The sequence below is a fragment of the Paraglaciecola mesophila KMM 241 genome (assembly GCF_000315015.1).
In the GTDB taxonomy this organism is placed as follows: domain Bacteria; phylum Pseudomonadota; class Gammaproteobacteria; order Enterobacterales; family Alteromonadaceae; genus Paraglaciecola; species Paraglaciecola mesophila.
Map to the genome: position 1 here is coordinate 116298 of NZ_BAEP01000060.1, position 11828 is coordinate 128125.

General features: G+C 47.0%; 7 protein-coding genes. All 7 read left to right on the plus strand.

Annotated elements, in window-relative coordinates; translation table 11 throughout:
- Window positions 1-31 precede the first annotated feature (31 nt).
- The 7 genes from GMES_RS14780 (at window position 32) to GMES_RS14810 (ending at window position 11805) form a co-directional block, all read left to right on the plus strand.
- Window positions 32-2866: a discoidin domain-containing protein gene (locus GMES_RS14780; RefSeq protein ID WP_006993538.1), complete on the plus strand. Its 2835-nt coding sequence runs from the start codon at window positions 32-34 to the stop codon at window positions 2864-2866.
- Window positions 2867-2952: 86 nt separating this feature from the next.
- Window positions 2953-3822, plus strand: coding sequence for a glucosamine kinase nucleotide-binding domain-containing protein (locus GMES_RS14785; RefSeq protein ID WP_006993539.1), 870 nt, complete (start codon window positions 2953-2955; stop codon window positions 3820-3822).
- Between the two features lie 36 nt (window positions 3823-3858).
- On the plus strand, window positions 3859-4842 hold the full coding sequence (locus GMES_RS14790) for a glycosylasparaginase (protein WP_006993540.1): 984 nt from the start codon (window positions 3859-3861) through the stop codon (window positions 4840-4842).
- On the plus strand, window positions 4842-6599 hold the full coding sequence (locus tag GMES_RS14795) for an endo-beta-N-acetylglucosaminidase (protein ID WP_006993541.1): 1758 nt from the start codon (window positions 4842-4844) through the stop codon (window positions 6597-6599). The genes GMES_RS14790 and GMES_RS14795 overlap by 1 nt, the downstream gene beginning before the upstream one ends.
- The gene (locus tag GMES_RS14800; protein ID WP_006993542.1) at window positions 6599-7336 is read left to right on the plus strand and encodes a copper homeostasis protein CutC; all 738 of its coding nucleotides are present in this window, start codon (window positions 6599-6601) and stop codon (window positions 7334-7336) included. The genes GMES_RS14795 and GMES_RS14800 overlap by 1 nt, the downstream gene beginning before the upstream one ends.
- A 111-nt stretch (window positions 7337-7447) precedes the next feature.
- Window positions 7448-10012, plus strand: a complete 2565-nt coding sequence (locus GMES_RS14805; protein WP_006993544.1) for a beta-mannosidase — start codon at window positions 7448-7450, stop codon at window positions 10010-10012.
- Window positions 10013-10014: 2 nt separating this feature from the next.
- Window positions 10015-11805 (plus strand): sodium:solute symporter family protein, encoded by a 1791-nt coding sequence (locus GMES_RS14810; RefSeq protein WP_006993545.1) that lies wholly within the window; start codon window positions 10015-10017, stop codon window positions 11803-11805.
- Window positions 11806-11828 lie beyond the last annotated feature (23 nt).

An 11828-nucleotide genomic window follows, 5' to 3' on the forward strand; every position in this document is an offset into this window, starting at 1 on the left:
CGTAAAAGACAGATTGAATAGAGGAATAATAATGAATAAGCTCAAAATGAATAAAACCACAGTGGCCATGCTGATGGCAATGAGCACCTTGTACGGTTGTGGCGGCGGTGCCGATGATCCTAATCCAAGTGATGCAGTAGACACTCGCGTTACCACTGAAGCCACCCTTGCTGGTGTGGCTGTCAAAGGTCGCCTTGATAGCGCCCAAATCAGTGTTGAACAGATGAACAATTCACCCATTACTATTACCAGTGGTGAATTAACTGATGCGTCGGGAAATATTAACGTAATCGTTCAAAGTGACCTTGGGTTTGGTATCAACAGCCCATTTAAATTAACCGTAACTGCAACCGATGCCACCAGCATGATGTGTGATGCTATTGATTGCGCTGGCGTAGCATTAGGCCAAGAACTGAGTGGCGAGCCGCTAACAGGGACAGTGCTTAATTCTTTGTCTTTTGTGAACGTGCCTTACGGTTCAGCAGCAAACAGCAGTAGCGTGCCTTTTCAAGCAAACGCATTGACTACTATTGCCACGCCAATAGTGGAAAGTGCTGTTGCTGGAGGCGCGAATATTACCCAACAAGTATTGTTTGATTCCCAGGCCATTATCGCATCTGAGTTGGCGCTTCGCGCATTGGGTGTGGCTACATCAGGAGTGAACTTGTTTGAAACTACCTTAATTAGTGCAGAGTCTTACGATAACTTTGTGATGGGTGAAGATTGTACTCCTGTGACCTCAACAGATGCACAAGGTAATGAAGTGACTATTGATGAGTGTACGGATGTATTGGCATCGCCAGCAATCATCACTTTGTCACTGGCCAATGCGGCATTTGCTAACATCGCAGCAACCGAAAGCTTTAACGAGCAGTTTGATTCAGTTAATACCGCTATTACCACGGCTATCGAGGGTGATACAACTGCCCTGACACCTATTCGAGAGCGTTTACTTGCTGCTGTCAGTGCAGTGCCTTTCTTGTCTGAATTAGGTGTATCAGCCGACAGCGTGATTGACCTTGGCTTATCGTTTGCACTTTCTAATGATAGCAGTGGCCCAGTTCAAGAAGTGACCACAGCTGAAAACTTAGCGGGTGCCACTATCACAGGGCGTGCGCGCATCAGTGACGGCGAAGCGGAAACCATGGCGTTTGATAAAGACGTGCAAACCAAATGGTTAGACAATGGTGGTGTGCCTTCTGCTGAAGACCCAGCTTGGGTTCAGGTAGAGTTTGCCCAAGCCCATGCGGTGAGCAGTGTGTTCATTACCAGTGCTAATGATGCGCCAGAGCGTGACCCTGAAAACTTTGACTTATTGGCGTCTAATGACGGCGAAAACTGGGTAACAGTGGCAAGCTTTTTAGGTGAGTCATTCGATGAGCGTTTTGAGCGTAAAGAATTCTCGTTCTCTAACGGGTTAGCGTATTCGTTTTATCGTCTGAATATCACTAAAAACAAAGGTGATACTAGCTTAATGCAATTGGCTGAAATTCAGCTGGTTGGGCCTATTTACGCAAGTACAGATCACACAGACCCTGTTGGCACAGGTTCGATTACTGGCCGTGCACGTATCAGTGATGGTGAGGCAGAAACCATGGCGTTTGATAACGACACTCAAACCAAATGGTTAGATAACGGCGGTGTTCCTTCGGTTGAAGACCCTTCATGGGTACAAGTGGACTTTCCTGAAGCGGTTGCCGTTAATGTGCTTGGCATTACCAGTGCCAATGATGCACCAGAGCGCGACCCTGAGAACTTTACTCTCGTTGGCTCAAATGACGGTGGCACAACTTGGACGGTTATCGGTGATTGGCTTGGTGAGTCATTCGACGAGCGTTTCGAGCGTAAGTTGTTCAACGCGAGTAATGCGCTGGCGTACAGCAGCTACAGGCTGAATATCACTAAAAACAAAGGCGATACCAGCTTAATGCAACTGGCTGAAATTGAGCTGATTGGTCCTGAAATGCCAAGTGTTCAACACAGTCACGGCCTAGACGTAACGTACACTGAGCGCGCGCGCATCAGCGACGGTGAGGCAGGTAGTATGGCGTTCGATAACGACACGCAAACCAAATGGTTAGACAACGGCGGTGTTCCGTCGGTAGAAGAACCGTCTTGGGTAGTGATTGCCTTACCTGAAGCCGCAGCCGTGAACACATTGGCTCTAACCAGTGCCAATGATGCCCCAGAGCGTGACCCAGAAAACTTTGCAGTTTGGGCATCAAACGACAATGAAAATTGGACCGAGCTAGCTAGTTGGTTAGGTGAAAGCTTTGATGAGCGCTTCGAGCGCAAGCAATATGCGTTTTCTAATGATGTTGGTTTTAGTTTTTATCGCTTTAACATCACCAAAAACAAAGGCGATACCAGCTTGATGCAAATCGCTGAAATAGAGCTTATTGGGCCACAGGTTGCTTCTGTTGATATTTCATCTGATGCAGGCACCACGATCACCGGCAGGGCGCGCATTAGTGACAACGAAGCCGAAACGATGGCCTTTGACGATGATACGCAAACCAAATGGTTAGACAACGGTGGCGTACCCAGTGCTGAAGACCCAGCCTGGGTACAGCTTGATTTCGTAGCACCACGTATCGTTAATAGTATTGCGATCACCAGTGCCAATGACTCACCAGAGCGTGATCCTGAAAACTTCACAGTTTTAGGCTCAAATGACGGGGGTGCCACTTGGGAAGAAGTCGAATCGTGGATAGGCGAAAGCTTTGATGCTCGATTTGAGCGCAAATTGTTTGAAATGCGTAACGGTTTTGCCTACTCAAGCTACCGTATCAATATCAGCAAAAACAAAGGTGACAGCAATTTAATGCAAATTGCAGAAATCGAGTTAATCGGCCCGGCTGAATAAGCGCAGGACCTAGGTGAAAGCCCGCTATCTGTGATAGTGGGCTTTTGTTGTTCCACACAGACCACGCATAAAAGAAAATAATCACTATGGCTGAATACTATTATCTTGGGATCGATGCAGGTGGTACACAATGCAAAGCGTCTCTGTACAGCCATGATCAGCAATTACTCGGTACGGGAATAAGTGGGCCAAGCAACCCTGTAAATGGACTAGAAATTGCTCAAAATGCCATTGTTAAAGCTGCCGAATCAGCCCTAAAAACAGCGTCTTTAACTCATGTTGGTTTGAATCAACTGTGTGTTGGAGCCGGAGTTGCGGGTTTGCATCTACCTAGCCTGCAACACGCCATGGAGCAGTGGCGGCACCCGTTTCATTCCTTTTACTGCACAACTGATTTACATGCCGCCGTCACTGGTATGCACCAAGGCCAAGATGGCGGGGTGATAATATTAGGCACAGGTTTCAGCGCTTTAGGTAAGGTTAAAAATGAGCTGCATGCCATCGGTGGCTATGGCTTCCCTATTAATGCAGAGGGCAGTGGTGCCTGGTTAGGGCTTCAAGCAGTGAAATCTGTATTGCTAGCTCATGACGGTATTGGCCCGCACACCAGTATGCTTGCGGCCATGACAGAGCACGAAGACGTGCTTACGCTGGCGAGTCGCTTAAATCATGCAAGTTCTACTGAATTTGCGACCTTCGCACCACTGGTGTTCGCCCATGCAGAGCAAGGGGATTTGTTAGCGAAAGCGATTATTGAGCAAGCAACTGAATTTTTGCAGCGCGTTATTTTACGCCTCAATGACTTGGGAGTTGATGCAATTGTCTTAGTGGGTAGCGTAGCTCAGCGCTTGCAAAGCCGCCTGAAGAAATCAATACGCGAATGCATAGTACCAGGCAAAGCTTCAGCAGAATATGGTGCCATGTTACTGGCAAAGCAGCAAAAGCTAAACGGATAAACAGTCTACATATAAGCGGCTCAAAGAGGATAGATTATGACAGCCACGCGCAGAGGGTTCTTAAAATTATCATTGCTAAGCAGTATCGCGAGTGCTTTTGCCGCGAGCAGTAAAACTGCTTTCGCTAGAGCACAAAAAATCAATAAACCCGTAGTGATATCCACCTGGGAACATGGACTCGCCGCAAATAAAGCGGCATGGGATGTACTCAAAAAAAATGGTCGCGCATTGGATGCTGTTGAGCAAGGAGTGCGTGTGCCGGAAGCCGATCCTCTGGTTAGAACGGTTGGTTTGGGCGGATACCCAGACAGTGAGGGTAATGTAACGCTTGACGCCTGCATCATGGACGAAAACATGAACTGTGGCTCGGTGGCTTACCTGCAAGACATTCTGCATCCCATCTCGGTTGCGCGCAAAGTAATGGAAGATACGCCCCACGTAATGTTAGTGGGCGCGGGTGCTAAAAAATTCGCTTTAGAGCAAGGTTTTGCTCAGCAAAATTTACTTACCGAACAGTCTAAGCAAGATTGGTTGGCGTGGCGTCATTCGGGCCAGCAGAAGAAGCAAATCAACATTGAAAATCACGACACCATTGGCATGTTAGCGCTGGATGCATCAGGTAACTTGAGCGGAGCCTGCACCACAAGTGGCGCAGCGTTTAAATTACCAGGGCGGGTGGGGGACTCACCCATCATTGGTGCAGGTTTATACGTGGATAACGAAGTCGGTGCTGCCACCGCCACTGGCATGGGTGAGCTGATGATGAAAACCGTGGGCTGTCATCTTGTGGTTGAGCTGATGCGTCAAGGCGCTTCACCCCAAGAAGCCTGTCAAAAAGCGGTGGAGCGAATTGCCACCCGTTTGGATAATTTTGCTGAGTTTCAAGTAGGCTTCTTGGCCCTGAATAAAGCAGGTGAGTACGGTGCTTATTGTATTCAGCCTGGTTTTAATTACGCGGTTAAAGATGCCAGTGGCGAGCAGCTTATCGATGGCAAAAACCTATTAGGGGAAGGCGCATGATGCTCAAAACTCTGTGTAGTATATTGCTGTGCAGCACCTTTTTTTGCCACGCACAAAGTAACGATATTCGTGCAAATCAAGCGCCATTTGCGTTAACTCTTAAGCAAGCCTTGAACTGGACTGCACAAAGCGAATTTAGCTCCACACAGAATATCTCCACAGAACCTTTAGCCAGACGTCATGCTGCTCAGTTAGACCCCAGCAGAGCAAACTTAGATACGCGAGTTAAGGTGCTCTATGCACCTGACGGCATGAATAACTTCGCGAATTACCTGGATACTCAAGCCACATTTAATCTGTATAACTTTACTCACTGGTCGCAAATCGATGTACTCAATTGGTTTGCTGGTACGGCTGATCATGTGGTGCAAATACCTGCTCGGCCTTGGGTTGACACCGCCCATCGAAACGGCGTGAAGGTTATCGGCTCGATTTTCTTAGCCATCGCTAAATACGGCGGTAGTGCTGATACCGCAGAAGCTTTGCTCAAACAGGATGTCCAAGGGCGATTTATTATGGCCCATAGACTTGTCGACATCGCGCAATATTATGGTTTTGACGGTTGGCTAATGAACCAAGAAACTAACTTAACTGCCATTAAAGATGCAGAAAATGAATTAGTTGAAGGGCAGAAAGACAATCGTCGCGGGGCAAAACTGGGCCAGAAAATGTTGGCGTTTATGCAGTATTTAACGGCTATTGCCCCCCAAGGAATGGAGATCCATTGGTATGACTCCATGCTGGAAAATGGTGAGGTGCGTTGGCAAAACCAGTTGAATGAGAAAAACCAAGCGTTTTTACACCAGGGTGTATCCAGTGCTGATGCCATGTTTATGAATTACTGGTGGAACAAACCCATGGTCGAGCGCTCTGTTTCGCTCGCCCAAGAACTGGGGCGTTCTGGCTACGACTTGTATTTTGGTGCTGATTTATGGCCAAGTCGCAATGCACAGCGCGCTTTTAGTAAGACTCAGTGGTTAGAGGATTTGTTTGATAGCGATACCAAGCAAGGGCTTACCTCTATTGCGCTATTCGCACCGAACTTCAATTTTAATTTCAGTGGCGAACCCCACACGCCTGTTTTCAGCAAATTTAAAGACGATCCCCAAGACTCGCTACGTTTTTACCAAACAGAGCAACGCTTGTTTGTGGGGGACGATTTAAACCTTGCTAATAATGACCTTGACGGTTGGCCGGGCATAGGGCTTTACGTACCGGCAAAAACCACTGTGAATGCATTACCGTTCGAAACGCATTTTAATACCGGCCAAGGTAAAAAGCTGATAGAGAACGGCCAGCAGGTGTTAAGTGGCTGGACTGACATGAGCAAACAAGATCTGCTGCCTACTTGGCAATTTGCGGTGTATGGCAACCTGTCAATGACAGTAGCCTATGATTTCGAAGAGGTGTTTTCTGGTGGCAGCTCTTTGTTATTCACAGGCTCACTTAGCACGCAAAAAACACGCATTCCTTTGTACCAAACTCACTTTGTGCTAGGCAAAAACAATACAGCGACGTTAACGCTCAAAGGCGACGTCAGCGCTCTTTCATTGTATGTGGAAACTGCTGACGGTAAGCGACACATGTTCGCATTAAACGCAATTACACCTAGTGACAGTCAGCAAGATTGGCGCACCTATGAAGTATCACTAAGTGCGCTCGCTAAGGAACCTGTTGGCCAACTCGGTATGTTGTTTAGGGAAGGTACGGCCGAGGAAAATGTGAATGTGTATTTAGGGCAATTGGCGATCCGTTAATGATTGATATCGAAATTTGCCTACCTTGTGATGACGTTACCAACGTCGCTCTGCAAATTCGCGCCGCTCGTGAAGGAAAAGCGGCGCGGGTAGAGCTTTGCAGCCATATGGAACACCAGGGACTCACGCCCAGTGTGAATGCCATGCAGCAAGCTAAGGCAACCGCCCAAGAGGAGATAACCTTGCTGGCAATGATCCGCCCACGAGGTGGGGATTTTTGTTATGACGAGGGTGAAGTACTGCAAATGCAGCATGATATTGCCCTTGCTGCACAAGCTGGAATGCAAGGGGTGGTGCTCGGCGCGCTCACACCAGATAACAAGCTGGATATAGGTGCGTTAACTCGATTAATCGCAGTGGCTAATAACGCTAATTTGCAGGTGACATTTCATCGTGCATTTGATGCCTTGGCTGAACCAGCTCAAGCCATTGAAACCCTGATTGAGCTAGGCGTGCAGCGCATTCTCACCTCAGGTTGTGACTGGGGAAGTCACGACACTGCGCAGCAGCATTGCGCGCAATTAGCACGTTACATCGCTCTAGCTAAGGGGCAAATTGAAATAGTGATTGGCGGCGGTATTACTCCTGCAAGCGCCAAATTAATAGCACAGTCTATAAGCCAGCAGTTGGGACAAAATTATCATTATTCTTTTCACGCTTATTCGTCTGCTCTTATCGACGGGGTGGTAAATGAAAATCCCGTTCGACAGTTATATCAAAGAGTTAATGACACTTAACTCGACTCGTACCAAGCAGCGCTTTTTACAAAGCAATAACTTCATCGTGGGGATGACTCATTGGGCGGCCCCGCACTCGATTCGATAGCCCACTTTACATTATTGGTTTTTATGATTAACGAAGAATATATGACACAAATGAAGACATTACCCCTAAATGGAACATGGCAGTTTTGCCAAGCTGATATGCAAGACTGGCGAAATGCAGAGGTTCCAGGGTGTAACTTTACTGACCTTCTAGCACATAATTTAATAGACAATCCGTTTGACCGAGACAACGAATCCCATTTGCAGTGGATTGAGAAAAAAGACTGGAATTATCGCCGTTCATTTATTGTATCAGCAGCGCAATTGGCCCACAGTGAAGTCAATCTAGTTGCACTAGGGCTTGATACGTTTTGTGATATTTATATCAATGGGCAGCACCTCGCCAGCGGGCAGAATATGTTTGTGGGTCAACATCTTGCTTGCAAGTCTTTGCTGGTAGAAGGTGAAAATGAAGTAGAAATTCGTTTTCGCTCACCCATGAATGAAGTGTATCCGCAATTTATAGCTAACGGTTTTACCTACCCAGCGGAAAACGACAAAAGTGACGAGAAGTTGAGTGTCTTTTGTCGCAAAGCACCTTGTCATTTTGGTTGGGATTGGGGCCCAAAATTCGTGACGTCTGGTATTTGGCGCGATATTTATTTAGCGTTTATCGACAGCGCTGAAATTAAAGACGTACATTTTGTACAGCAGACTTTGTCAGCACAGCGAGCCGACTTCCATTTCGCTTTAGATGTTAGCGCGATGACAGATTTTGATGCCCAGTTGGTTGTTAAATGCGAACAGGCTCCGCAGTTGAATAAAATTTTAGATGTGCATTTATCGGCCCAGGCGGGCGAGCAAAGCATGTTGGTAAACTTTACGCTTAACGATCCTAAGCGCTGGTGGCCTAATGGATTGGGGGAAGCGTTTTTATATGACTTTAGCTTTGAGTTAGTTAAGGATAAACGAGTTATAGCCCGTCGCGAGCAAGCTGTTGGGTTGCGAGAAATAGAAGTGGTTAATCAAGCCGATGAGATGGGAGAGTCATTCTATTTCAAAGTAAACGGTCACCCAGTCTTTATGAAAGGCGCGAACTATATTCCTGATGACAGCTTCATTCACCGAGTTAATACCCAGCGACACCAGCAAGTGTTTGATGCCGTGGTGGCAGGCAACATGAATATGTTGCGAGTGTGGGGGGGCGGCATTTATCAAGATGATACGTTTTACGAATTGGCAGATCGCAACGGCATTTTGATCTGGCAAGACTTTATGTTTGCGTGCACCTTGTACCCAGCAGATGAAGCCTTCTTGGCAAATGTGAAACAAGAAGCAGAATATAACGTTAAGCGTTTGCGTAACCACGCGTGTATCGCTATGTGGTGTGGCAATAACGAAGTCGATATGGCCATCGAAAAATGGCAGTGGGCTGAAAAGTTTGGCTACTCTGATGAGCTGTACGGGCGACTGAAACAGGATTACATCCGTTTGTTCGATGACTGCTTACCCAAGGTTATCAGCGCCTTTGATGCGCAGCGTTTTTATTTGCGTTCGTCCCCCATCGGTTTTTGGGAAAACGACGAAGATAATAAGGCTAATCACCATTACTGGGGTGTGTGGCACGGTGAAGAGCCGTTCAGTGAATATAAAAAACGCGTACCACGCTTTATGAGTGAATACGGTTTTCAGTCGTTTCCTATTGCTGAATCAACCTACGCGTTTACCCAGCCTGAAGATCGCGAACTTGAATCAGCCGTGATGCAGGTTCATCAAAAGCACCCACGTGGCAATAAGCTTATCCGTAGCTATATGGATGAAGAGTTCAATGCCCCGAAAGACTTCGATCAATTATTGTATTTAAGCCAAGTTCAACAAGCCCTTGGATTGAAAATGGCGTTTGAGGCGCATCGCAAAGCCATGCCATTTTGTATGGGAACTCTGTACTGGCAATTAAACGACACTTGGCCTGCTGCGTCATGGTCTGGTATCGATTATTACGGCCGCTGGAAGGCACTGCATTATCAAGCTAAACGCAGCTTTGGCCAACAGTTATTAGTACTTGACCAAGTGAATGATCAGCTTGAAGTCACCTTGGTTTCTGACGATTTACAGCCTTTTTCCGCTCAATTGCACATTCAAGTTTATGACTTCGACGGTTCGGTGGTGTATTCACATGAGCAAGATGTGCTTGTGCCGGGTAATGCGTCTTTATCGCTTGCTTCGCTTGCTGTGTCAGAACTTGTTTCCCAAGCCCAGCAAAGAGGCGCTGTGTTAGTCGCGCGCTTAATACATCAAGATGGCCGAGTGCTTAGCCAAAATAGTCACTTTTTTGTGGCCAACAAAGACTTGGCCCTGAAACCTGCGGATATACAGTGCGAACAGGTTATTTCGCCTGAGTGTTTAACGCTAAGATTCAGCAGCGACACTTTCGTTCGTCAGTTGTATGTCAGTGTCGGTGAGCAAGTCAGCAATTTCAGTGATAACTTTTTTGATCTGATCCCCGGGATTGATGTCTCGATTCACCTTGCGCTACCGGGCATGAAGCAGCAAGAAATTGAACGGCTTGGGGCTAAGGTAGGCTGGCAATCGCTACTTGATAGTTTTGCTTCATTAAGTAATGAGCATCGTAACATAGCTGGGTTATAGCAATGATTTTAAGTTGGATAGATATACTCGTTATCATTGGTTATTTAGTGCTGGTGTTAATGGTTGGTTTGTATATTTCACGGCGCGCTAGCCGTGACATGGACTCCTACTTTTTAGGGGGCAAGACCATTCCTTGGTGGGCTCTTGGGGTGTCAAATGCCTCGGGTATGTTCGATATCGCGGGCACCATGTGGTTGGTGTCTATGTGCTTCGTCTACGGCTTGAAGAGCGCGTGGTTGCCTTGGATATGGCCGATATTCAACCAAATATTTTTGATGATTTATTTGTCCATATGGTTACGCCGTTCAAACGTGATGACAGGGGCCCAGTGGATGGAAACGCGCTTTGGCACTGGCAAAGGCGCAGAAATGAGCCAAATGGTAGTAGTGATATTTGCCTTGGTCAGTGCGATAGGCTTTATTGCGTACGCCTTTAAAGGCATAGGCAAGTTTGCCGCGATTTTCTTCCCGTGGGAATTATCCCCAGATATTTATGCATTGATTATCTTCTCGCTCACCACGATTTACGTGGTCAAAGGAGGAATGTACAGCGTAGTCTTCACCGAGATTTTGCAATTTGTGATCATGACAATTGCGGCTGTTTCTGTGGGGATCATTGCCATGTATATGGTGTCACCAGAGCAATTGGCTGCTGCCACGCCTCAAGGTTGGGATCAGCTATTTTTCAATTGGCGCTTGGACCTTAACTGGCAAGGCTTGATTGATAGCGTCAATGTTAAAGTGGAAGAGGATGGTCTTGAGTTGTTCGGACTCATGATCATGATGATGCTATTCAAAGGTGTGCTATCTAGCATGGCTGGCCCTGTGCCGAACTATGACATGCAGCGTATTTTAGCCACCAAAAGCCCCAAAGACGCTGCGAAAATGAGCGGCTTGGTGTCTTTGGTGATGTTTTTCCCTCGTTACATGATGGTGGCAGGGTTATCTATCTTGGCGATTGTGTACATGGGCCCAGACATTCAGGCCCAAGGTAAGCAATTTGATTTTGAGCAGATCTTGCCCTTTGCCATTAATAATTTTGTGCCTGTAGGCTTAACCGGTTTGCTTATAGCTGGCTTGCTTGCGGCATTTATGTCGACTTATGCAGCGTCGGTCAATGCTGCCCCCGCATACTTTGTGAATGATATCTATCGTCGTTATTTACGCCCAGATGCAGATAGCCGCACCTATGTACGTATGAGCTACATCGTGTCTATTGTATTAGTGATATTAGGCATGGGCTTAGGCCTTATGTTGGGTAGCATCAATGCGATAATGCAATGGATTTTCGCCGCCTTATTTGGCGGGTATGCGTCGGCTAACTTACTTAAATGGCACTGGTGGCGATTCAATGCCTACGGTTATTTTTGGGGCATGTTAGCAGGTTTGATTGGCGCGCTGGTGTTACCGATTGCACTTCCCGATGTGCAACCCCTAATGGCATTTCCGCTGCTACTGGTATTCGGATTGGTTGGTTCGATAGCAGGTACCTTACTGACCCCCCCTGAATCAGACGAGGTGTTATGTGAGTTTTACCGAACGGTGAAACCTTGGGGGGCATGGGGGCCAATTCGTGACAAGGTCATCGCCTTGGATCCTGACTTTGCCCCAAACAGAGCGTTTTACCGTGACATGTTCAATGTTGCCGTCGGTATAGTGTGGCAAATAGGCCTAGTTGTGATGCCGATTTATTTAGTGATTCAGCAGTGGTGGTCGATGTTGACAGCCTTTGGCGTCATTGTTGTGACCAGCTTGATCTTGAAAAAGAACTGGTTAGACAAACTCCCCGATTGAGTAAAAATTTACGTAAAAGAGTG

Coding starts and splice junctions, on each gene's coding strand:
- GMES_RS14785 (WP_006993539.1), top strand. CDS start 2,953: ATGGCTGAATACTATTATCTTGGGATCGATGCAGGTGGTACACAATGC.
- GMES_RS14800 (WP_006993542.1), top strand. CDS start 6,599: ATGATTGATATCGAAATTTGCCTACCTTGTGATGACGTTACCAACGTC.
- GMES_RS14810 (WP_006993545.1), top strand. CDS start 10,015: ATGATTTTAAGTTGGATAGATATACTCGTTATCATTGGTTATTTAGTG.
- GMES_RS14805 (WP_006993544.1), top strand. CDS start 7,448: ATGATTAACGAAGAATATATGACACAAATGAAGACATTACCCCTAAAT.
- GMES_RS14790 (WP_006993540.1), top strand. CDS start 3,859: ATGACAGCCACGCGCAGAGGGTTCTTAAAATTATCATTGCTAAGCAGT.
- GMES_RS14795 (WP_006993541.1), top strand. CDS start 4,842: ATGCTCAAAACTCTGTGTAGTATATTGCTGTGCAGCACCTTTTTTTGC.
- GMES_RS14780 (WP_006993538.1), top strand. CDS start 32: ATGAATAAGCTCAAAATGAATAAAACCACAGTGGCCATGCTGATGGCA.